Source organism: Candidatus Nitrospira nitrificans, assembly GCF_001458775.1.
GTDB lineage: Bacteria > Nitrospirota > Nitrospiria > Nitrospirales > Nitrospiraceae > Nitrospira_D > Nitrospira_D nitrificans.
The window spans coordinates 1-23,256 of sequence record NZ_CZPZ01000011.1 but is presented as its reverse complement, the minus strand read 5'-3'; the positions used below and the strand labels follow the sequence as shown (position 1 = coordinate 23,256).

22 protein-coding genes are annotated in these 23,256 nt (G+C 56.5%); 4 read left to right on the top strand and 18 right to left on the bottom strand.

Annotated features, from left to right (window positions below; all coding sequences use genetic code 11):
- Positions 1-12 precede the first annotated feature (12 nt).
- From ftsA to rsmH, 14 genes are all read right to left on the bottom strand, one after another.
- Complete coding sequence (gene ftsA / locus COMA2_RS07725; protein WP_407919011.1) at positions 13-1,251, bottom strand: cell division protein FtsA; 1,239 nt, start codon at positions 1,249-1,251, stop codon at positions 13-15.
- Positions 1,251-2,108 carry a cell division protein FtsQ/DivIB gene (locus COMA2_RS07720; RefSeq protein WP_090896172.1) on the bottom strand — a complete coding sequence of 286 codons (858 nt, stop codon included), beginning with the start codon at positions 2,106-2,108 and terminating at the stop codon, positions 1,251-1,253. Before COMA2_RS07720 ends, ftsA begins: the two co-directional genes overlap by 1 nt.
- Before the next feature lie 5 nt (positions 2,109-2,113).
- Positions 2,114-3,091: a D-alanine--D-alanine ligase family protein gene (locus COMA2_RS07715; RefSeq protein ID WP_090896163.1), complete on the bottom strand. Its 978-nt coding sequence runs from the start codon at positions 3,089-3,091 to the stop codon at positions 2,114-2,116.
- A 20-nt stretch (positions 3,092-3,111) separates the two neighbouring features.
- On the bottom strand, positions 3,112-4,014 hold the full coding sequence (gene murB, locus COMA2_RS07710) for a UDP-N-acetylmuramate dehydrogenase (protein ID WP_175304455.1): 903 nt from the start codon (positions 4,012-4,014) through the stop codon (positions 3,112-3,114).
- A 47-nt stretch (positions 4,015-4,061) separates the two neighbouring features.
- Positions 4,062-5,453: a UDP-N-acetylmuramate--L-alanine ligase gene (gene murC / locus COMA2_RS07705; RefSeq protein WP_090896157.1), complete on the bottom strand. Its 1,392-nt coding sequence runs from the start codon at positions 5,451-5,453 to the stop codon at positions 4,062-4,064.
- Between the two features lie 61 nt (positions 5,454-5,514).
- Positions 5,515-6,636: an undecaprenyldiphospho-muramoylpentapeptide beta-N-acetylglucosaminyltransferase gene (gene murG, locus COMA2_RS07700; protein WP_090896155.1), complete on the bottom strand. Its 1,122-nt coding sequence runs from the start codon at positions 6,634-6,636 to the stop codon at positions 5,515-5,517.
- Positions 6,633-7,838, bottom strand: coding sequence for a putative lipid II flippase FtsW (ftsW, locus tag COMA2_RS07695; protein ID WP_090896152.1), 1,206 nt, complete (start codon positions 7,836-7,838; stop codon positions 6,633-6,635). The genes murG and ftsW overlap by 4 nt, the downstream gene beginning before the upstream one ends.
- A gap of 151 nt (positions 7,839-7,989) precedes the next feature.
- Positions 7,990-9,390 carry a UDP-N-acetylmuramoyl-L-alanine--D-glutamate ligase gene (gene murD, locus COMA2_RS07690; protein WP_175304454.1) on the bottom strand — a complete coding sequence of 467 codons (1,401 nt, stop codon included), beginning with the start codon at positions 9,388-9,390 and terminating at the stop codon, positions 7,990-7,992.
- 14 nt (positions 9,391-9,404) lie between these two features.
- On the bottom strand, positions 9,405-10,481 hold the full coding sequence (mraY, locus tag COMA2_RS07685) for a phospho-N-acetylmuramoyl-pentapeptide-transferase (protein ID WP_090896149.1): 1,077 nt from the start codon (positions 10,479-10,481) through the stop codon (positions 9,405-9,407).
- Positions 10,482-10,495: 14 nt separating this feature from the next.
- Positions 10,496-11,944: a UDP-N-acetylmuramoyl-tripeptide--D-alanyl-D-alanine ligase gene (locus COMA2_RS07680; RefSeq protein ID WP_090896146.1), complete on the bottom strand. Its 1,449-nt coding sequence runs from the start codon at positions 11,942-11,944 to the stop codon at positions 10,496-10,498.
- 39 nt (positions 11,945-11,983) lie between these two features.
- Positions 11,984-13,486, bottom strand: coding sequence for a UDP-N-acetylmuramoyl-L-alanyl-D-glutamate--2,6-diaminopimelate ligase (locus tag COMA2_RS07675; protein ID WP_090896143.1), 1,503 nt, complete (start codon positions 13,484-13,486; stop codon positions 11,984-11,986).
- Positions 13,487-13,504: 18 nt separating this feature from the next.
- The gene (locus tag COMA2_RS07670; protein WP_090896137.1) at positions 13,505-15,223 is read right to left on the bottom strand and encodes a peptidoglycan D,D-transpeptidase FtsI family protein; all 1,719 of its coding nucleotides are present in this window, start codon (positions 15,221-15,223) and stop codon (positions 13,505-13,507) included.
- Positions 15,223-15,555, bottom strand: a complete 333-nt coding sequence (locus tag COMA2_RS07665; RefSeq protein WP_090896135.1) for a cell division protein FtsL — start codon at positions 15,553-15,555, stop codon at positions 15,223-15,225. The genes COMA2_RS07670 and COMA2_RS07665 overlap by 1 nt, the downstream gene beginning before the upstream one ends.
- Positions 15,552-16,472 (bottom strand): 16S rRNA (cytosine(1402)-N(4))-methyltransferase RsmH, encoded by a 921-nt coding sequence (gene rsmH / locus COMA2_RS07660; protein ID WP_217490669.1) that lies wholly within the window; start codon positions 16,470-16,472, stop codon positions 15,552-15,554. The genes COMA2_RS07665 and rsmH overlap by 4 nt, the downstream gene beginning before the upstream one ends.
- A gap of 262 nt (positions 16,473-16,734) precedes the next feature.
- Between rsmH and COMA2_RS07655 the strand changes: the two genes are divergently transcribed.
- A complete protein-coding gene (locus COMA2_RS07655) occupies positions 16,735-17,736 on the top strand; it encodes a hypothetical protein (protein WP_090896130.1) in 1,002 nt (333 codons plus the stop codon).
- Positions 17,737-17,742: 6 nt separating this feature from the next.
- Here the strand turns inward: COMA2_RS07655 and COMA2_RS07650 are convergent, their stop codons facing one another.
- From COMA2_RS07650 to COMA2_RS07640, 3 genes are all read right to left on the bottom strand, one after another.
- Positions 17,743-18,759 (bottom strand): WD40/YVTN/BNR-like repeat-containing protein, encoded by a 1,017-nt coding sequence (locus COMA2_RS07650; protein ID WP_090896128.1) that lies wholly within the window; start codon positions 18,757-18,759, stop codon positions 17,743-17,745.
- Between the two features lie 25 nt (positions 18,760-18,784).
- On the bottom strand, positions 18,785-19,282 hold the full coding sequence (locus tag COMA2_RS07645; protein ID WP_090896337.1) for a YajQ family cyclic di-GMP-binding protein: 498 nt from the start codon (positions 19,280-19,282) through the stop codon (positions 18,785-18,787).
- A 154-nt stretch (positions 19,283-19,436) separates the two neighbouring features.
- Positions 19,437-21,458: a carbon starvation CstA family protein gene (locus COMA2_RS07640; RefSeq protein ID WP_090896125.1), complete on the bottom strand. Its 2,022-nt coding sequence runs from the start codon at positions 21,456-21,458 to the stop codon at positions 19,437-19,439.
- A gap of 101 nt (positions 21,459-21,559) precedes the next feature.
- Between COMA2_RS07640 and COMA2_RS07635 the strand changes: the two genes are divergently transcribed.
- The 3 genes from COMA2_RS07635 (at position 21,560) to COMA2_RS07625 (ending at position 23,132) form a co-directional block, all read left to right on the top strand.
- Positions 21,560-21,811 (top strand): AbrB/MazE/SpoVT family DNA-binding domain-containing protein, encoded by a 252-nt coding sequence (locus COMA2_RS07635; protein ID WP_090896122.1) that lies wholly within the window; start codon positions 21,560-21,562, stop codon positions 21,809-21,811.
- Positions 21,802-22,140 (top strand): type II toxin-antitoxin system PemK/MazF family toxin, encoded by a 339-nt coding sequence (locus tag COMA2_RS07630; RefSeq protein ID WP_090896120.1) that lies wholly within the window; start codon positions 21,802-21,804, stop codon positions 22,138-22,140. Before COMA2_RS07635 ends, COMA2_RS07630 begins: the two co-directional genes overlap by 10 nt.
- A gap of 110 nt (positions 22,141-22,250) precedes the next feature.
- Positions 22,251-23,132, top strand: a complete 882-nt coding sequence (locus COMA2_RS07625) for a hypothetical protein (RefSeq protein WP_090896117.1) — start codon at positions 22,251-22,253, stop codon at positions 23,130-23,132.
- Positions 23,133-23,159: 27 nt separating this feature from the next.
- On the opposite strand, the gene COMA2_RS19750 is transcribed toward COMA2_RS07625, so the two are convergent.
- Positions 23,160-23,256, bottom strand: a 97-nt coding sequence (locus COMA2_RS19750) for an IS3 family transposase (RefSeq protein WP_139076923.1), incomplete at its 5' end; no start/stop codon positions are given.

The following is a 23,256-nucleotide window of genomic DNA, read 5'->3' as shown; positions in this document are numbered from 1 at the left end:
GGATTCTAACGGTTAGAAAACCTCCGACACCCACTTTGTCCACCCACGCACTTTGGCCCAAGGTCCTCCATTGCGCAGACCGGCCGTTTCTAATTCATCGACATGTCGCCGGGCGCGTAATAAGAGACCGACCCCGGTCGAATAACTGGGATGGCCGACGGTTTCGAATAGCCCTCCCACACCGGACGGTATGCCTCGGCGCGCCGGCAAGTTCAAGACCTTTTCAGCGGCGTCGGGCATGCCGTCTAATAACGATGTACCCCCGGTAATCACGACCCCGGCCCCTAATATCTCTTCATAGCCGGCGCGCGCAATTTCTCTCCGGACCAACTCAAACATCTCGTCCACGCGCGGCTCCAAAATCTCAGCGATATCCCGTCTGGAAAACGTTCGAGCCGGACGATCTCCGACAGACGATACTTCGACGACCTGATGCCCCGTCACCAATTCAGTCCGCGCAACCCCGTACTGCGTCTTGATCTTCTCGGCCTCGGTCTGTGACGTATGGAGGCCGTAGGCCAAGTCCCTCGTCAAGTTTTGGCCGCCGATGGGAAGGACCGCCGAGTGACGAATGCTGCCGTCCAGGAAAATAGCCAGGTCCGTCGTCCCTCCTCCCAAGTCCACCATCACCACACCCAAGTCGCGCTCTTCTTGGCCCAATACGGCTTCACTGGAAGCGAGCGGCTGCAGAATGATGTCCACGACATCGAGTCCGGCTCGGTTCACGCACTTCACGATATTCTGCGCCGATGTGACGGCCCCGGTGATGACATGCACGTTCACTTCCAAACGATTGCCGGAAAGGCCTAATGGTTCGCGCACGCCTTCCTGCCCATCCACCATGAACTCTCGCGGGAGCACGTGAAGAATCCTGCGTTCGTGGGGAATCACGGCGAGCGTGCGAGCGCTTTCAATGGCCCGCTGGATATCTTCGCGAGTCACCTCGGCCCGTTTCAGCGCCACGACGCCTTTGCAGTTTTCAGCGGAAATGTGGCTGCCCGCGATGCCGGTGTAAACCGAGTTGATCTGGACGGCCGCCATCAACTCCGCCTCTTCGACCGCTTTCTTGATGGATTCGACGGTGCTTTCGATGTTAACGACGACTCCTTTGCGTAAGCCACGAGAAGGACTCGTTCCGACACCGATAATATTGAGCCCTCCCGCGTCGGTCATTTCCGCCACGATCGCGCAGATCTTCGTGGTTCCGATGTCGAGGCCGACCAGAATTTGATCCCGTTTCGGCACCGCGATCACCCCCCTTCCCGTACGACAATCCGATTTTCGTACCGGAGATCCACTTCGTTCGCTACGCGCCCACGACCGTCAAAGTTCAGTGTTTTGAGTGTCGGTTTGACGCGTCGGAACCGTTCCCACTGCTCTTGGACCGCTGCCTCCCCGAACTGAAATCGCACTCCCTGTACAAGAGCAATGAGGTTTGACGGATTTTCAGCGTTCACCTGTAGTCGGCCTTCGAAGGTTTGCCCGACCAAATGTGCAAGCTGGATGCCCGAGGCGACGACCTGTTTGACCGACTCGGTTTCTTCCAGCAAACCTTTGGAATCGATTCCCGTCACCAGCGGTAACGCATCATCATCGGTCTGGCCGAGCCTGGTCAGCACATGCCCCTCCGCGTCAGTCAGAAAGTTCTGAGAGTCGGCGCGGACGACGGCAGCGGGTTTTCGCTCGACCAGGGAGATACGTAACTCATGAAACGGGACGCGGGTCACTTCGGCCTCTTTGACCCAAGGATGAGATTCCACCTGCTCCTTAATCGCTCTCGTGACAATATGGTGGAGTCCCGTGCCTGGTTTCACCTTTGCAAGATCGAGCACGTGCTGCCTATCGATGCGCTGGACTCCTTCGACCGTGATGGTCTTGATCTCCAGCAATGCTTGGAGCGCAGGGCCGGCATATTTCACGCTCATTACGATGAACCATGCCGTGAACGCTATGCCGATTGTCATTCCGGCCCATCGAGCAAGGGCCTTTCGTCTGACCGTTTTCCCTAGGCGGGCTTCCTTCCCGGCCCTCTCTCCTTGCGAATCCTTCCACTGATTCTTTCGCGGCTCCACCGGAGACGTTCGCTGTTTTCTTCCCAAGAATCGCATCACACTCACTCCTTCGGACCGACCCGCGCAAGGCGATTCGCACGATCGAGTGCCGACTGCAGAATCCGCTCGACTAAGTCATCGTACGCAATTCCCACTTGAGCTGCGGCCATGGGCAGAAGACTGGTTTCCGTCATGCCGGGAACCGTATTGATCTCCAACACATAGGGCCGGCCTCTCGGAGTGATACGGAAATCCACGCGAGCAGCGCCCTCGCACCCCAACGCCTCGTAGGTCCGTCTCGTTAACTCGCCGATGTGGCGCATCACCTTGGCAGGGAATGGAGCGGGACAGAGATATCGGGTTTTACCCTTCTGATACTTGGCCGAGAAGTCGTAAAAACCATCAGGCGCCACGATTTCGACGGCAGGGAGAACCCTGGGATCGTCCGCGGCCGTTCCCAGAATGGAAACGGCCGCTTCATGTCCGGGAATATAACTCTCCACCATCGCCTCGGGGTCATAGCGATGCGCAAGGGCGAGCGCCTCCTTCCATTGGGTGCGGCGGCGCACAATCGTCACCCCGATCGTGGAACCCTGCGAAACCGGTTTGACGACGATCGGCAGTTCGAGTTTGGTTTTCTTCAGCACCTGCACGAGTGAGAGTTTGTGGCTTTTCCGTAGGACTGTTCCGGGGGGAACGGGGACGCCATGCGCGGCCAATACCGTTTTGGTCACCGCCTTATGCATGCCGACGGCGCTCGCGCGCACACCGGATCCGGTATAGGGAATCCCCAACGTCTCGAGAAAGCCCTGGACGGTTCCGTCTTCACCACCAGGTCCATGCAACGAGAGAAACGCGACGGCGACTTTCTGATCTTCCAAATCTCGATGCAGACGATCCGTGACATCGATAGGCACCGCATCGTACCCTCGACGGATCAACGCCTGATGGACCGCCTGACCGGTCTTGAGTGAGATATCCCGCTCTGAAGACCGCCCCCCCATGAGCACGCCGATCCGAGCATTTGTCAGAGGACCCATCGTCACCACAACTCCCTTCTCTACGCTTCCCCCACGACTTTCAATTCCAACTCCAATTTGATCCCCGTCTTTCGAGCGATTCGCGCGCGCACCTTCCTGATCAGTGAGAGAACATCGGAGGCACTGGCGTGCCCATGATTCACGATAAAATTGGCATGCTTCGTCGAAACCTGTGCATCACCGACCGATGTGCCTTTGAGCCCTGCCGCCTCGACGACTCGCCCGGCCGAATCGTTCAATGGGTTCTTGAACACGCAGCCGGCGCTCGGTAGGGTGAGCGGCTGCGTCTCACGGCGGTAATGGAGATAGTCTTTCACAACCTTTTCAAGATCCGCCCGCATACCCGGCTTCAGTTGCAGCCATACCCCGACCACCACACCCGCCGGCAATATCGCCCGGCGATACCCAAATTCGATCGCTTCTGCGGGACAGTCGATCAGTGCGCCTTTCGGCGACACAATCCGAACAGCTTTCACCGAGTCCTTCATCTCGCCGAGTCGCGTCCCCGCGTTCATCACGACACAGCCGGCGACAGTGCCGGGAATACCGGCCGCCCACTCCAATCCCGCCAAGGACCGGCGGATGGCATGGCCGATCAGCGTCGGCATGCCGACGCCTCCTTCGGCATACAACACAGACCCTGGTTCTTCCTTGATCGCCCGTAGTTTTCCCAAACTGACCACCACACCCCGAATGCCTTTGTCTCGAACGAGGAGGTTGGTGCCACCCAATACAAAGATCGGAAGTTTTTGTTCGCGCGCCTGCCGGGTGAGCCGGACGACATCTTCCACATCAACCGGCTCCACCAATACATCGGCCGGACCGCCGATATGGAACGACGTGTACTCTTTAAGCGGCGCAGTGAAGCGAACCACCCCTCGAACGCCGGCCACGGCAGACTCCAATCTGCGCTGTGTCCGCATTGATCGTTCCTTCGTTCCACCTGTATGCAGCGATGCGCCATGGGCCATCACGCAGACTCAAGCCGCGCAAGAATCCCGGTTCCGGCCTTCCAGATATCACCCGCCCCCAACGTCAGCACGAGGTCGCCCGGCCTAAGATAAGGCAACACCTGATCCGGCAGCGTTTCCTTGCGCTCCAGAAACGTCACCGATGGATGACCTGCCGATTTGATCGTGTCCGCAAGCGCCGCTCCGGAAACTCCCGGTATCGGGGATTCACCGGCCGGATAAATTTCCGTCATGAACAGCACGTCGGCATGCGCAAAGGCATGAGCAAACTCTCCGATGCAATCCCGCGTCCGGCTATATCGATGCGGCTGGAAAATGACCACCAATCGACGATCCCAGCCTTGCTTGGCGGCCGCCAGGGTCGCCTTCACCTCGGTGGGATGGTGGCCATAGTCGTCGACCACCATGATGCCGCCGGCCTCGCCTCGCAAATGAAACCGCCGTTCGACTCCCGTGAAGGCCGCCAACCCTTTGCGGATCAGGTCGACAGGAATCTCCAGCTCGATGCCGATGGCAATGGCCACCAACGCGTTGGAAACGTTGTGGATCCCCGGCACAGCCAGGCGGAAGGGACCAAGATGCTTCCCGCGAAAATGCGCCCGGAACTCGGCACTCCATTGCCTCAAGTTGATGTCGGTTGCCTTGAAATCGGGCGTCGCCCCATCTCGATCGCGAAGCCCGTACGTGTGATACCGCTTGACCAAGCGAGGGAACAGCGCGGCCAGATGATCGTCATCGGCACACAAAACCGCCACGCCGTAAAATGGTATTTTGTTGATGAATTCCAGAAAGCTTTCGGTGATTCGTTCCATCGACCCATAGTGATCAAGGTGCTCACGGTCCAGATTGGTCACCGCCACGATGGTCGGAGAGAGGCGAAGAAATGATCCATCGCTTTCGTCCGCCTCCGCCACGAGCAAGTCGCCTCGTCCAAGCCGGGCGTGGCTGCCCAAGGCATTGACCTTGCCCCCAATGACCATCGTGGGGTCGAGCCCGCCTTGCGCCAGTACGTTCGCGACCATCGATGTCGTCGTGGTCTTTCCATGGGCCCCCGCGATGGCCACCCCGAATTTCAGACGCATCAGCTCCGCCAACATCTCCGCCCTTGGAATCACGGGAATCTGCTTCGCCTTCGCCGCCACAACTTCCGGGTTCCCCGCGGACACGGCGGAAGAGATGACGACGACTTGCGCCTCTCCCACATTGGACTCCTGATGACCAAGGAATATCTTCCCGCCGAGTTCTTCCAGCCGCCTCGTCGTCTCGGAAGCGTGCAGATCTGAACCGGTCACCTTGTATCCCATCGTGAGCAGGACTTCCGCGATGCCGCTCATGCCGGACCCGCCGATTCCGACAAGATGAATCTGCTGTATTTTTCGAAAAAGTGTCATATGCGCTCGCCTTTGTCGTCCTGCCGACGTCTGTGATCGAGTCCCTCGTTCCCCGACAACGCTACCCTCCGGTCGCTCCAGTAGATTGGTTGCTGTCATGTGTCACTCCCATGAGCGCGTAACATTCACCGACGATCACTTCGCCGGCATCGATTCGTCTCATCTCCAAGCTCTTCCGTTGCATCATTCCCAACCGTTGCGGGTCCGACAAGACCGTGCCGATCATCTCGCCCAGTTTCACTCCGGTGAGATCTGCCTGCGGAAGCACAATGGCTCCTCCCGCCGCCTCCATCGCCCGCGCATTCTTCATCTGGTGGTCATAGATGGCCGTCGGCAACGGAATCAGAATCGCGGCTTTCCCGCAGGCGGTCAGTTCGGCGATCGTCATCGCACCGGCACGAGCCACCACCAGATCGGCCGTCCGAAGCACTGCCGGCATGTCGTAGAGAAACGGGACAACGTTGGCGTGAATACCCAATGTCCGGTACGCGTCACTGACTCGCTCGCAATCTCCCTCGCCCGTCTGATGCGTGATGGTCAGGCCTGGAAGCCGCCGGCTCAGTACGGGCAATGCTTCCAACACCGCGCTATTGATCGCCCGGGCGCCCTGGCTTCCACCGAAAATCAGCAGATGCCGTCCATCCTGCTTGGGTGGCGCGTTGTTGTCCGGTTGCGCCAAGAACGCTTGCCGAATCGGAGTCCCGACGACGCGCACCTTTCGCCGATCAAAGGAAGTCCCGGCCGATTCAAACGCCAAAAAAATCCGTTGCGCAAATGGAGCGACCACCTTGTTGGCCAATCCAGGATAGGCATTTGGCTCCAGAATCACTCGAGCAGTTCCTTTCAAGGCAGCGGCAAGCAACATCGTTGGACTCGTGTAGCCCCCCACTCCGATCACAAGATCGGCCTGCCGGCGCTTCAGAAGGTCCAGTGATTGCCAAATCCCAATGGGCACAGAAAGCACTCCCCGTATGACGTCCAGCAGTCCCTTTCCCATAACCGGCTTAGCGGTAATCAACGCCAACTCGAATCCTTCGTGAGCCAACACCTTAGACTCGACCCCGCGCGCGGTCCCGACAAAGAGAATGTTCGAGGATGGATCGCGGCGCAGAAACTCTCGAGCCAGCGCGACAGCCGGATAGAGATGCCCACCGGTGCCTCCCGCGGCGATCACGATCGTCATGGTCGACTCGCCCAGCCACGTCTGCCCTGCTCTCTGGTCTCTTCTCGCCCAGCCTGCCGATCTCGCGAGATGTTCAGCAAGATCCCGACACCGATCAGGCTGATCACCAAGGAAGACCCGCCATAACTGACGAACGGCAAAGTGAGTCCCTTGGTCGGCAGCAAACCCGTCACGACACAGGCATTGATGAGCGCTTGAATACCGATCAGTGTCGTGATGCCGATTCCCAGGTAGCGGCCAAACGGAATGCGCGCTCGGGAGGAGATCTGAAATCCTCTGATCACAAAGAGGACGAAGAGCAGCACGACCATCCCCGTTCCAACAAACCCAAGCTCCTCGCCGACGAGCGCCAGCACGAAGTCCGTATGCGCCTCCGGAAGAAAGAAGAGTTTCTGCTTGCCTTCTCCCAACCCAACGCCGAAAAGCCCTCCGCTGCCGAACGCCAGGAACGATTGGGTAATCTGAAATCCCGTATCCGACGCATCCCTCCACGGTTCCCAGAATGCCATGAACCGCTGGCGCCTGTAGTCGGATGTCAGGATCAGGACAAGCCCGATCGGCAGAGCAACGAGCGCCAGCGTTGAGAGGTGGGACAATCGCGCGCCTCCGACAAACAAAAGCCCTCCCGTGACCAACCCCAGCATCACCACGGTCCCCAAATCCGGCTCCAAAAGAACCAACCCGCTGAGGATCCCGATGATGAGCAACGCCGGCAGCAACCCGGTGGAGAACTGCTGTAGCTGGTCCTCTTTTTTCGCGAGGTACGCCGCGAGATAGATCACACCGATCAATTTTGCCATCTCGGCCGGTTGAACTGTAATGACCCTCAGGTCCAGCCATCGTCTGGCCCCGTTTCGCATCGCGCCGATCGACGGGATCAAGACGGCCACCAACAACACCATGATGAGGCCCAGAAGCGGAAGCCCTAGTCGCCTCCACCACACATAGTCGATACGGGACACGACATGTAAAAACGCCAAACCGAATGTCAGCCATGCCAATTGCCGCTTCAGGTAGTACCAGGAATCGTGGAACCGGTTGCCCGCCACCACAGCACTCGCGCTGAAGACCATCACAAGGCCGATCAACGTCAGAGTGATGGTCACACACAGCAGGACGTGATCCATCCCCGGCCGCTTCGGGCCCTGTGGGCTGCCGGTGGGCCATGGCAACGCCAAGGTCCCTGCAGATCTCTGTGACATTTTTCAGCGTCAATGCTCCTCTTGCCTGCAAGCTGTTGAAAAAGTCCCCCGGGGGCCTGCTCGCATCGCTCATACCTAACGACGTATCCCTCGCTCCTTCGCTCACTGCGGCCTTGCCGGACGGCCTTTTTGAACAGCCTGTATATCCTCGTTACTCCGGCAAAGACCGCACGAGAGTTTTAAACTGCCGCCCTCGATCTTGATAATCGGCAAACATGTCGAAACTCGCGCAGGCCGGCGACAGCAGCACCACCTCGCCTCCATCGGCTCCCGATGCCGCCGACTCAATGGCCTGCTTCAAGGTATCGGCCCGTTCGATCGTCTGGTAGCCTTCCATCGCGGTCGCAATCAGCGGCGCCGCTTCCCCGATCAAAATAAGGCGTTTCACTCGCCGACGAATCGCGGGAGCCAACCGAGAAAAATCTCCTCCCTTGTCGCGTCCCCCGGCGATCAGCCAAATCGGTTGATCGACGCTTTCCAACGCTTTAAGCGTCGCGTCCACGTTGGTGCCTTTGGAGTCATTGATGAACCGCACGCCTCGCCGCTCACGAACGACCTCCAACGCATGTTCCAAGCCCGGAAAGTCCTTGAGAACTTGACGGACAACAGTGAGAGGGCACCCGCTCAACAAGGCGAAGGTGGCCGCCGCCATGGCGTTTGCGACGTTGTGATTACCGATGATTTTGATCTCGCTCCGCGCGCAGATTTCCTGAATCCGGCCTCCCACGGTGGTCATGATGCGATCGCCGTCGAGATAGGTCCCCCCGGCCAGATCGGGCGGCAACGTCTGAGTCATGGTGAAACCCAACGCGCGAGCCTTCACATCCCGCCGCAGCGGAGCCACTTTCGAATCGTCGAGATTGAAGAGGGCGTAATCGGACGGAGTTTGGTTTTCGAAAATCCGATTTTTGGCGGCGACATATTCGTCGATCGACGAATAGCGATCCTGATGATCCACCGTCACGTTGAGAATCGCGGCAATCCAGGGATGAAACTGCTCGATGGTTTCCAGCTGGAAGCTGGACACTTCCACGATCAACGCGTCATACGGGCATGGACGCCCTGCCTTCACGGCTTGCAGTGACTGTACGGCTGCCTCACTGATGGCCGTCCCCAAATTGCCTCCGACAAATACCCGTTTTCCGCTCTCTTGCAACATCTTCCCGATCAACGTGACCGTCGTGCTCTTCCCATTGGTGCCGGTCAACGCCAAGATCGGAGCGGAAAGAAATCGCGATGCAAGATCGAGTTCACTAATGACCTTCACGCCTCGTCGACGAACACGCTCAAGCGCTTCCAACCGATAGGGAACTCCCGGACTAATGACGACGAGTTCGGCTGCATCGAGAGCCTCTTCATAGTCCTTGCCTAGAACGACGCGGGTCGTGGCCTGGTTCAGCGAATCAAGCACACCGAGCAGCTCTCTTCGATCCTTTCGGTCGGTCACCGTCACCACCGCACCGACTTCCTCGAGCAGGCGGGCGGCAGCGACGCCGCTCCGGGCCAACCCGACGACGGTGACGCGCGTTCCGGCCAACTGCGTGGTGTCCACCCCCACCATCCTCATTACCTCAACTTGAGTGTGCTCAAACTCAATAGCGCCAACAAAATGGCGATGATCCACAGACGCACGACGACCTTGGGCTCTTCCCACCCTTTCATCTCAAAATGATGGTGAATCGGGGCCATCAGGAAGATCCGCTTCCCTCGAGACTTGAATGAAGCGACTTGAAAAATGACCGAGACGGCCTCGATCACAAAAACACCGCCGACCAGCAGCAACAACAACTCATGCTTACTGATGACCGCTACCGTTCCAAGGGCCGCCCCGAGCGGGAGCGACCCGACATCTCCCATGAAGACCGAGGCCGGATAGGTGTTAAACCACAAGAACCCCAGACTCGAACCCAGGATGGCCGCCGTAAACACCGCCAACTCTCCGGCTCCGTCGATATGCGGGATCAGAAGATATTCCGACATCAATCGATGACCGGTTACGTAGGCGACCACGGTGTATGCCAATGCAGCGATCATCACCGGACCGATGGCCAGCCCATCGAGACCGTCAGTGAGGTTGACGGCATTGGAACATCCGACGATCACCAGGACGGCAAAGACAACATAAAACCATCCCAAATCAGGCGTGAAATTCTTAAAAAACGGCACGCTCAGTTTCGTGCTGTAGCCGGGCAAGGAGTACAAAACCAGTGCGACGATGAGCGCGACGATTATTTGAGCCGTGAACTTTTGGGACGCCGAAAGCCCCTTCGATCGAGCCTTGATGAATTTGAGGTAGTCGTCCACAAACCCGATGGCGCAAAACCCCAACGTCGAGGCAAGAACCAGCCAGATGTGGGGTCGTGAGATGTCGGCCCAGAGGAACGTGGACAGCGTGACAGCGAAGATAATGAGGATGCCGCCCATCGTGGGTGTTCCACTCTTGGCGAGATGCCGTTTAGGCCCGTCGTCGCGTATCTGTTGCCCCAGCTTGATTTCTTGAAGCTTGCGAATCACCCACGGGGCGAACACGAACGCAATCAGAAACGCCGTGACGGCGGCGTAAATGACACGAAAGCTCTGATATCGAAAGACATTCAGAAACGAGAATTCTTTATGGAACGGATAGAGCCAGATGTACAGCATAGCCTGGACGACCGTTACGAAGCCTTCTTCGTCGCGCGTTTCGCTCCTTGGAGTGCATCAGCGACAAGTTCTAATTTCATGCCGCGGGACGCTTTGATCAGCACGGCATCGCCGGATTTGACGATCGTTTTCACGGCGGCGGCTGCCGCGCGCGCATCCGGCACTTCGAAGATCTGGGATGGAGCCAACCCTGCCCGCTTCGCCCCTTTGGCAAGGTTTCGCCCTAATGGCCCACAGGCCACGAGCCGATCAATCCCGTGGCGAGCCACGAACCCGCCGACTTCCTCGTGCATCTGAGCGGCATTCGGGCCCAGTTCCAGCATGTCGCCAAGCACGGCAATTTTCTTTCCCTTCGCCCCCGTTTGCGCGAGCAGCCGAACCGCTGCGGTCATGGAGGCCGGATTGGCATTGTAGCAGTCAATGATCAATTTCACGCCCTGACTCACTCGTACTTGCGACCTCATGGCGGCAGGCCGAAAACGGGACAGTCCCTGAGCGATCACCCCTCCGGACAAACCCAGAATCGAACCGACCGCTCCTGCCGCTAATGCGTTGGTAACATTGTGGTCGCCCTGGACTCGAATATGAACCATGGTACGGCGTGCCGTTCCTGGGAGCAGAAGACGAAAGATCGTCCCATTGCGCCCATCGGATTTCAGATCCATGGCGCGGACATCGGCCTTTGATGAAAGGCCAAACGACACCACCCGGCACCGAGCTCGCGCGGCCAGGTAGTCGTAATACGAATCATCTGCGTTCAGGATTGCCACTCCATCAGGAGGAAGCAAATCGAGCATCTCCGCCTTCGCCTGAGCCGATACCTCCATCGTCCCGAAAAACTCCAAGTGGTCTGGGCCGATGTTCGTAATGATCCCGATCGTAGGTCGAGCCATTTCACACAGCCTGGCGGTCTGGCCGAGATTATCGACTCCCATCTCGATGACCGCTCCGCTGTGTCGATCATTGAGGCGAAGCAGAGTCTGAGGAACTCCCACTCGGTTATTCAAATTGCCTTCGGTCTTGAGGATCTTCCATCGATGGGCCATGACAGCGGCGACCATTTCCTTCGTCGTCGTCTTGCCGTTGCTTCCCGTGACGGCAACGACAGGAATGTGAAATCGGCTTCGGTGATAGGCGGCCAGTTGCTGATACGCCTGGAGCGGATCGCTGACGCCGAGGACAAACGGCTGCGTCCGCTTCGAGCCAGGCTTCACGGAAAGCCCTGCCATATTATAGGAATCGAGCACGACCGCTCCAACCGCTCCGCGCGACAGCGCCGTCGCCACAAAATCGTGGCCGTCGAATCGATCTCCCTGCAGCGCAAGAAAGAGATCGCCAGGCCGCAGAGACCGAGTATCGATGCTGATTCGCCGGATACGTTGCTTCGCCCAACCCGCTCCGTCGCCGGCCATGACTTTAGGACCGATCACTTCCCGCAATTCTTCGACGGTAAACAGCGTCATCTGGATGCTTCCGTGCACCGACCGGCCCTTCCCCGTGGACTACACGCGGGTGCCGAGTCGTTCGATGGCGTCGCGCGCCACCTCGCGGTCGTCGAAATGAACTTTCTTCGTGCCGATGATCTGGTAGTCTTCGTGCCCTTTCCCGGCAATCAACACCGTATCGGTATTCCGGGCCTCCCGCACCGCTTCCTCGATGGCTTCTCGCCGATCAGGCACTTTTCGGTACCGGACGTGTGGCCGTTGGCGCAGCGCTTCGAGCACCCCGACTTCTACTTGTTCCAGGATTGAACGGGGGTCCTCGGTTCTGGGATTGTCCGAGGTCAATATCACGACGTCGCTGTAACGCACGGCCGCTTCTCCCATCTTCGGCCTCTTTCCTCGGTCGCGGTCTCCACCGCACCCGAAGACCGTGATGATGCGTCCGGTTTTCAGCGCTTGGGCTGCCGTCAGCAATCGGATCAGCGCGTCTTCGGTGTGGGCATAATCGACGGCTACCGTAAACGGCTGGCCCGCGATCACACGCTCGAATCGTCCTGGCACGTTAGTGACTCTTGCCACAGCCTCGCGAATTTGCGCGGGTGTGGCTCCTTCGTGAAGCGCGACCCCGATGGCGGCAAGTAAGTTATAGACATTGTGCTCGCCCACCAGGTGACTCTTGATGGGAAAACTTCCGACCGGCGTTGCGGCGGTAAACGTTGTCCCTTGAAGAGACAATCGCACCGCTTCCGCGCGTAGATCCGCCTTGGCCTTTAAGGCGTAGGTCCACACCGGAGCGGGACAATGCTCGACAATGCGATGTCCATAGGGATCATCAATGTTGACGATCGCCCGTTTATTCGCCTTGAGTCCTTTTTTCAATCCCGAAAAAAGCCTCAATTTTGCCTGAAAGTACTCTTCCATGGTCTTATGAAAGTCGAGATGGTCCTGAGTCAGATTCGAAAAGACCGCTACATCATATTCGCATCCACTCGTGCGGTCCTGTGCCAGGGCGTGAGAAGACACTTCCATCACGGCAGTGGTGCACCCGCCGGCCACCATCTCGGCAAGCAGTTGTTGGAGTTCAAGAGAACCAGGTGTCGTGTGCGTCGCCGGTATCGAGCGCTCACCGATTTGATAGGCGACAGTCCCTATCAACCCTACCGGGCGGCCCAGGGCTTCCAGCAAGGCTTTGCAGATATAGGTCGTGGTGGTTTTTCCGTTGGTTCCAGTCACGCCGATCATCCGCATATGCGACGACGGCTCTTCATAAAAGCAGCTCCCCAGCAGACCGAGTGCCTTCCTGGAGTCATCTACACGGACAAACGGCAGAGCCACCTCATCCAGCGGCTGCTGCGACACCAATGCGACCATTCCGCCGTTCATGGCTTCCGAAATAAATTCATGCCCATCGACCCGCTCGCCTTTTACGGCGACAAAAAGGCTGTGGGGCGAGACAGCCCGAGAATCATCGGTGATCGCATGGACAAACACGTCTAAATTCCCACGGCGATCAAGAATCCTTACCTGTCCTTCCAGCGACTGAAGCAAGGCTGCCAAAGTCATCAACACTCCCCGGTACGATTATGATTTCCGCGAGGCCATCGCCAAGGTGACAGGTGCATTCGATGGCACGCCCAAGTAACTGAGCACCTGCTCCCCGACACGGCTGAAGACGGGGGCAGCGACCGAGCCTCCCGAGGTATCGCCCTGTGGCTCATCAATCACCACAAGCATGGCAAGCTGAGGCATGTCCGCCGGAACGTATCCGGCGAAGGACGCAACAACTCGAGTGGCTGAATAGGCACCGGTTCGAGGGTCGATCTTTTGAGCTGTACCGGTTTTCCCAGCCACCCGAAACCCGGGGATAGCCGCCTTCGTCCCGGTACCGTCCGTGATGACGCCTTCAAGAATCTTCGTCACACTACGGGCCGTTTCCGGGGAAATAACCCGCCGCTTGATCTGAGGAGGAACCTGTCTAAGGATGTGGCCGTCAGCATCTCGAATTTCTGACACCACGTAGGGCTTCATCAACACACCGTCATTCGCGATGGCCGCAACCGCAGATACCATTTGAAGCGGTGTGACGCCGATCTCTTGTCCCATGGAAATAGACGCAACCGAACGACGCCCCCAGTCTTTTGGGGTTCTAAATAGTCCGGCTCCCTCACCAGGCAGGTCGATCTCCGTTCGCTGGCCGAAACCAAACGCCTGGAGATACCGATAGAGCCGCTGCTCCCCCAGTGCCATACCGGTCTTTGCCGCTCCGATGTTGCTGGACTTCTGAATCACCTGAGCAAAGGAGACCCATCCCAGTCGTTCATGATCATGAATCACGGTGTTTGCGACCGTCATCCGACCATGCTCCCCGAACACCATCGAATTCGGCTTTATCACTCGTTCCTCAATGGCGGCCGCAGCCATCATTGCCTTCATGGTGGACCCTGGCTCATACGCATCCGTCAGCGCCCTGTTTCGCCAGCGATCAGGGGTGAGGGCCGACACGGCATTGGGATCAAACCGTGGACTAACCGCCATAGCCAACACCGATCCGGTCTTTGGATCAAGCACAATCATTGTTCCCGACTTTGCCCGGGCGCGGCCGACCGCATCCTCCAGCTCTCTCTCGACGATATATTGAATCACTTCATCGATCGTAAGCGTCAAGCTATGGCCTGGCGTCGGACTCTGTTCCGTCATTCCCTTGGGAAACACCGTGCGCCCCTTGCCATCACGCTGCAACACCATCATTCGCTTCTCACCGCGCAAGTACGATTCATAGCGGTGCTCTACACCTTCCAAACCCTCACCGTCCATTCCCGAAAAACCCAAGACATGAGCCAAGAGCGGTCCTTTGGGATAGAACCGCCGCCCTTCCATCACAACTCCGATTCCATCAAGCGACAAATGATCAAGTCGACGCCCCTGCTCTGGATCCACCTTGCGAGCCAACCACACGAAACTCCGGTCCTGTCGAAGCTTTCGTTCCAGCTCATCGGTCCTTACATGCAAAATCGGCGACAACTGCCGAGCGGTCTGGACACGGTTTTCTAATGCGTTCGGCACTCCGAATACAGACGGCACTTCCACATTCATAGCCAGAATCTTGCCATGTCGGTCGACAATCGAGCCGCGCGCCCCTTCCAGCGATACCCTCTTTTGATGTTGTCGATCCGCTTTAAGCGAGAGTTCAGCTGCTTGCAACACTTGCAACGTGACCAGCCGGAACAGAACTACTCCAAACCCACACAGCAGCAGCAGCAGCAGGACATACCGACGACCGCGAGAGAGGGAGCCGGCCACTAGAACCTCCCGGTGGGAAGATCGTTCCTAGCGACTTTCAGCTCAACCAGCGCAATATCGGAGGGACGGACACCACTTGGTCTGGACTGGACCACAATGATCTGTCCTTGTTGAGGCAAGCTCATGCCGAGTTTCTGGGTTGCCAATTTTGCGATGCGGTCGGAGGCACTCAATGTGGAAAATTTCACGCGGAGCTCATCCCGTTGACGTTCCAGCGCTGTCTTGTCACGCTTCAACCGTTCAATTTGATAGCCGATCCGAACCATGTCTACGCGCTCCCACACAAATACAAACACGAGACAGAGTCCTAAGAAAACGGTGAAGAGCTTCATAAAGGTCCCATCCTCGGTTGACGTTCAGCGACTCGTAATTTCGCGCTTCTCGATCGGGGATTTGCTCCACACTCAGCTCTAGAAGGGAGGACCGGCTTCTTGGTAAGTATTGACAAGGTGGCTTCCGGACCTTGTGCGAGGGACCGGAATGTATGCTTAACGATGCGATCTTCGAGAGAGTGGAAGGCGATCGCGCAGACCTTCCCCCCTACAGCCAACACTTCGGTTGCATCTCGCAGCGAGGACTCCAAGAAGTCCAACTCCTGATTCACCACAATGCGGAGCGCCTGAAAGGTTCGCGTGGCACAATGAATCCGTCCATGGCGATACGAGGCCGGCACAGACCGAGTGATGACAGAGGCAAGTACTCCCGTGGTCTCAACCGGATGTCGTTGCCTTTCCTGCACAATGGCCCGAGCAATTCGCCTGGCATACCGCTCTTCTCCATACTGAAAGATGATGTCCGCAAGCTCATCTTCGGGACTACGGTTCACCAGATCGGCGGCAGTCTTCCCAACCGTTTGATCCATACGCATATCCAGCGGACCCTCTCGCTGAAAGCTAAACCCTCGCGAGGGATCATCCAACTGTGGAGATGAAACCCCGAAATCGAAAAGGACCCCATCGACCTTCGCGATACCCGCTTCAGCAAGGTGCGACTTCAGATCGCGATAATTTCCTTGTCGCAACACAATGCGGTCTCCAAATCGACTCAAACGCCGCTGACTGAACTCAATAGCTTGAGAATCTCGATCTAGCCCAATAACCCTTGTTCCAACAGGACTAGATGTTAAGAGTATTTCAGCATGCCCACCATATCCCACCGTACAATCCACAATAGTGGTGGGTCGCTCAGAAATAAGCCAAGAACACACTTCTCGACCAAGTACTGAGATGTGCAAATTTTCGTCCACAATACTTTCACCCACACGCCTCCACTTTCACCCACCTGACGAAGTATACTCTGGCATTTTTGCTTGTCAACAGTCTTTCGGTAACTTAGAGCGTCCTAAATTCAGATAGAGAAATGTCATGTGGCAGCTGATACCAGATCGATTTATTCTTTAATTGCAATAGGCTACGCATCTTAGCCTTCTGATAAAGTGCCCACACTTTTCAAGCCTCTCAAACTGGTGAAGTTTGATTGACTTCAAGGGATTTCGATTAGAGAATGTTGTTATGTCTCTAGACTATTCGTCTTCCTCATACATAAAACCGTTTCTGTTCTTCATCCTTCCGCTCTTCTGCCTGGAGCAGGCCGACGCGAAGGACTTCAATCCGGATAATCCACTCAATCAGCCGGCACCGATCTATTGGTGTTCGAGCAAGATGCCGGGCCAACAGATTTCAGCCAAAAAGAGTGCGGGCTGTGAGCCGCTCTACGACCAGCAGGCAGCAGAATCTTTTCGGGAGAAAGCACGCCAACAAGGATTCGATCTCCCCGATCGTGATCCGATAAAAATTGCAGAATTGCGGAATGTAGCCTCCAAATTTTCAGATCGTTATCGGACCTTCCTGTCCTGCTGTTTGACCACCAGCGAAGCACCGAGCGAAATCGTCGAGATGATCGATGAGGCCAATCATATCCTCCAAGCCGTTCGACAGAATGGCGTCTATAATTCAACGGAGCTGGGGAAACGCCAAGGAACCAGCATTGTCGGAACGGTTGCACATGCTCGGGAAGATCTATTGCGTCTTCAGAACCGCCTGGATAAATTGATCGAGGCACAACAGAGTCTCAAAGAGGTTGACTACGAAACCAGCGGTAGGGTCAAAGCACAGATCCAAGAGGATGAAGAGGCGATCAAGAACGAGTTCAAAGCCAACAGGCCGCCATCAGCAGCGCCGACCGGGATGGAGATTCAAGATACGACCTTGCGCTCACGAATCGGAGGAGATATCGAAGACACGAAGTTGAATCCCCACTTCGGGGCAGACATCGGAAGCTCGGTCTCCCCCTATACCAAGACAGGAGAATTACTGCGCCCAAGGAGAGGAGAGACCGTTCACAATAGCCAACTTCCCCATCGGCCGGGAACGGATATACAGGACACCTCAATACCCAGCAGCACAGGGCTCGAGGTCGACAGTGCGCAGAATCGTGAAGGAATCTCGACGCTTCCACGACGCGGAGTCGGGGCCTCTATCGGAGACTCCGACTTGAACAGCAAGAGACGATAGCCTCCCTCAGGGCTTCCCTCCCACTGTCGGCATCGGCTCCCAGGTCTCCCCCGCATCCTTGCTGCGATAGAGCCCACTCCCATTGGTCCCGGCATAGAGCACCGGCGGATCCGTCTGACTCTGTGCAATGGCTCTAATGTTGGTAGTCGACAACCCTCTGTTCATCATCACCCACGTGGCCCCACCGTCATCACTCCGATGTATGCCATCCCGTCCCGTGATGTAGAGCACGCCCCGTCGCGTTCGGTCGAGCACCATGGCAATAATCATTTGATCAGGAAGCGACGCTCCGATTCGATTCCAGGACGTGGCTCCATCGGTCGTTTTGTATATTCCTGCCAGTGTAGCGGCATAGATGGTATCGGGCTCGTATGGATCGACCAGTATTGAGGTGACATTCAACGCCCGGGACGTCTTCACCATGTCCGGCGGCACCAGCCCGTTGTTCACTTTTATCCAATGGCCGGCCTGATCAATCGACTTATAGACGCCGCCGCTGGTTCCTGCATAGAGAATGGACGGTCTGGTCGGATCCATGCCTAACGTCACGACCATCAACACTTCTTTCATACCCTCCATTTTCTTCGTCCATTGCTCGCCGCCGTTCTTGGTTTCAAACACACCCATCGTTGTGGCGAGAAAGATGTGCTGGGCGTCGGCCGGATCGAAGAGGAACTGATTCACCACAGACGTAATAGTCGCATCATCAAGACCCGATCGCATTGAGGTCCAGCGCTGCCCCCCATCATGGCTCTTGTAGACGGCATCGCCCTTCGTCCCTGCATAAACCGTCGCAGGATAAACAGGATCGATGGCCATGGCGATCACACGGGAATAGCTCATTCCTTGAGAAAGGTTCGTCCATGTCTGGCCAGCATCACGGGTCTTATAGATATAATCGTTCGTCGCGATGTAGATGATATCGGGATTCTTCGGATGGAGCTGGATGAGAACGATCGGGTCGCTGCGATTGCAGCCGGCAAGAATGATCGCGAGAAAGAGAAGAGAGAGCAGAATCTTCATGAAATCGATGCAAATCCCTCACTATTTATCTATAGTTCGTGAACTGTAGGTCGATCCCGAAATCCTTCCCCTTCAAGAACGCGATCGCGGACTGCAATTCATCCTTGCTCTTGCCCAATACCCGCACTTGCTCGCCCTGAATCTGCGCTTGGACCTTCAATTTGGCATCCTTGACCGCCTTCGTGATCTCTTTGGCCTTCTCCGAAGCGAGGCCGCTCTGAATCTTCGCCGTCTGCCGAACCGTTCCGCTTAACGACGGCTCCACGGCGCCGTAGTCGAAAGCCTTCAGCGATACTCCGCGCTTCACGCATTTCCCTTTGATGATCTCCTGCACCGCGTTCAACTTGTATTCGTCGTCGGAGACCACGACCAGCTCCTTTTCTTTCTCTTTCAGAGTGATCTCCGTCTTCGTGTCCTTGAAGTCGAACCGCTGCTTGATCTCCTTCGTCGCCTGATCCAGCGCGTTCTTGAGCTCCTGCATATTCACTTCCGACACCACATCAAATGAAAACTGATCAGCCACGATTTCCTCCCTCTTTACTTTACTCTCCACTCCAAGGATCGGCCTGGTTGATCCTCGAATGCGCGCGGCGAACGAGCGCATCGTTCACATCAAGTGGCCTAATCTAATAAGCAGACGTGCGCGTCCGGCGAGCAAGAAGATCAACCATGTCGCCTCAACAACACCCCGTTCCATGCGGCAGCTTGAAGCACCTCTGTTCGTCATCGTGTTGACGGATCGCCGCCTGCATCCTTCCCGCCGATCCTCCACCCGCCATCACGACGACTTCGCTCGACGTAAACGGCTTCTTCAGAACCACGTAACCATACCACTGCCTCATGCTGTCGCTCAAAACGATCACGCCCAGCACCGCCACCAGCGCCACCAATACCGCATCCAGATAGAGAGCAAAGGCCTGTCCCGCCGTCAATGTTCCGGCTTTCTTCAAGAACATCCAAAACATTTCATAAGATCCGGTCAGGGTGATAATGCCCACGAAGAGCATCGGCAGCGCCGTCACCCACAGATAGGGCGACTTCCACATCTTGATCAAGACGGTCGTCCCAATGCAAAGAGCCAGCGTCCCCAACAACTGATTCGCGGCACCAAACATCGGCCAAATGGTCGAAATACTTCCCGTCCCAATCAGGTAGGCCCATGCTCCCACCACCAAGCCACTGCTCGACATCACACCCGGCACCCAGTTCATCCGGCGAAAGGGGGCATAGACCCGCCCAGCCATTTCCTGGACGAGATAACGACCCACACGGGTGCCCGTATCGATCGTTGTCAGAATGAACAGGGCCTCAAACACCAGTGCAAATTGGTACCAATAGGCCATCAGGCCCGTCATACCGGGCAGTGCGGAAAAGATAGACGCCATGCCGACTGCCAGCGACACAGCCCCTCCTGGGCGTCCCGCCACATCCACCTCGACCATTTGTGACAGTTCAGCAATTCGCGACGGGGGAAAACCCATGGCCGCCAATGCATCCGCGCTCAATGTCGTATTGATCGCCAGGTAGTCGCCAGGAATCAGCACCGAGGCCGCGATCAACGCCATGACTCCGACGAAGCTTTCCAGCAGCATCGCCGCGTACCCCACTACCGCCTGTGATTCCTGTTCGATCATCTTGGGCGTCGTACCGGACGAGACCAGTGAGTGAAATCCAGAAATCGCCCCGCAGGCAATCGTGATGAAGAGAAAGGGGAAAAGCGTACCGGGAATAATCGGCCCGCCGCCATTGGCAAACTGTGTCACGCGCGGCATCTCGACCGTCGGCGCCATGAGGATCACGCCAAGTCCAAGCAGAAACACGACCCCAAGCTTCATAAATGTTGAAAGATAGCCGCGTGGGACCAGCAACATCCAGCCCGGCAACACCGAGGCAAGAAAGCCATACCCGGCCAAAAGCCAAACCAACGCCGGTTTATCGAATTCAAAAAGCCACGCGTAGGACGACTGCGCCACCACACGGCCGAACAGGACCGCGACAATCAACAGCGCCACGCCAAGGATCGACACCTCCGCCACCGCGCCGGGACGAAACTTCTGAAGATAGAAGCCCATGAGGAGACCGATCGGAATCGTCATCGCGATCGTGAACGTGCCCCAAGCATTGTGGTAGAGCGCATTCACCACGGCGAACCCAAGTCCCGCCAGCGCCACCACGACAATAAAGAGCACCGCGACCGCCGTCGCCGTGCCGGTGACAGAGCCCAGTTCATCATGCGCAATCTCAGGGAGCGAGCGCCCATTGCGCCGCATGGAGGCAACGAGAATGATGAAATCCTGCACCGCCCCAGCCAGCACCGCTCCGATCACCAACCACAGAAATCCCGGCACAAATCCGAATTGCGCCGCCAAGACCGGACCAAGCAAGGGTCCCGCTCCCGCAATCGCCGCAAAGTGATGACCGAAAAGCACGACTTTATTGGTCGGATGAAAATTGACCCCATCGTTCAACCGCACTGCCGGTGTCACATGCTGATTGTTCAGTCCGACGACCTGCTTGGCCAGCCAACGACCATAGAACCGATAGGCCAGCACATAAATGCAGGCCGCTGCCACCACCAACCAGAGCCCGTTTACCTTCTCATCTGGATTGACGACGCCAACCACGTGGGCAAGCGCAAGCGCACCGAGAAGAGAGAGCAGGACCCAGAGCAGAGAAAGAAAGGGTTTCACGCCAGGCATAGTAACAACCCGCCTGCTGCTTGTAAATCCAGAGTTCGTCAGGGGGTTTGCCTTCCGTGCAAGATGTGATTACAATGTAGCCTCATGGCTGGAGGGGTGACATGAAAGCACACATCGTCCGGATCGGCAACTCAAAGGGAATCAGGCTCCCCAAGACCTTGCTTCAGGAAGCCCAGCTTGAGGATGAAGTCGAGCTCCAAGCAGAACCAGGCCGCATTCTGATCTCCAAATCGGCACAACCACGCGCAGGCTGGACTGATGCCGCTCGACGCATGCGAGCGCAAGGAGAAGACGGCCTTCTCGACCCGCCGACTGCCACGCGATTCGATAAGGAAGACTGGAAGTGGCGCTAGAGCACGCGCGCCCGGCACGCGGTGAAGTCTATCTGATTGACCTTGATCCAACCCGAGGCAGTGAAATCAGAAAAACGAGACCTTGCCTGGTCGTCTCTCCAGATGAATTGAATCAATATTTACGGACTGTGATCATCGCGCCAATGACTACCGGCGGGCAAACCTACCCTTGGCGAGTGAGATGCCGTTTCCGCGACCGTTCCGGATTCGTGGCCATAGACCAGTTACGCACCGTTGATAGCGAACGCCTCGTCAAGCGGCTTGGCCGCGTCACGCCCGGAACCCTTGCTGCCGTCCTCGCGGTTCTACAGGAAATGTTCACACCATAACAATTAGTCCCATCCTTCAGCTTTACGAGAGATTCAAATATTGACAGAGTTGCCTAGCCACAGTAGTCTTTCGCGATTTTGACAACTGATTTTTCCCTTAGTGGGCTAATATGGGAGCTATCGATCGCACCATTGACCAACTGCTGCTTGATTCAGAAAACCCTCGAAACGAAAGTGCCGCTAATCAAAGAGACGCACTCCAAAAGGTTTTGGACGATCAAGAGGAGAAACTTTTTGTACTCGCAGAGGACATAGTTGAAGCAGGTTTGAGTCCAATGGATCGCATGTTGGTTCTTCGCGAGAAAAAAGATTCTGAGAGGTTCATTGTGTTGGAGGGTAACCGACGAGTTGCTGCTCTAAAGATTCTCTCAAATCCAAGTGTGTTAACAAGCCTGCACGTAAAATCACCGCTCCAAAAAAGATTTGAGGCATTAAGCAAACGATTCATTCGTGAAGAGATTGAGCCGATTGCTTGTTTTGAGGTAACGGACCGTGAAGAAGGCAATCGGTGGATCTTACTTAGACATACAGGTGAGAATGAAGGCCGCGGAGTAGTTGGATGGTCTGGGCTTGCAGCCTCTCGCTTTCGAGGAGGAGATCCAGCACTACAGGCTCTTGAATTTGTAAGAACCTATGGAAACCTCTCCGATAACCAAAAACACCTCCTGATAAATTCCTTCCCGATTACAACGCTGGAACGTTTACTTTCCACGCGTGAGGTCAGAGAACTGATTGGCCTAGAGGTTGTCAGCAGGAAATTGTCTACAAGCCTGCCAGCTGACGAGATCATTAAACCTTTAAGGCGAATGGTATTGGATCTGGTCGAAAAGAAAATTAATGTCAGTCAGCTCAAGAACAAAGTTGCACAGACCACATATATTCAAGGGTTCGACAGCTCCGACAAGCCAGACCTCTCCAAGAAAGGAGCATCGACACCGATTGAGGACATACGAGGAGGAGATTTCCAACAAAAGCCAGGTAAGACACAATGATCTTCCCTCGATTTCATGGACACGTGGTTACGCGACTGCTGCCCGCGCTTCATACTCAGCTGGGGAGTGATAGCCGAGGGTTGAGTGCCGACGCTGCCGATTGTAGAACCCCTCGATGTATTCG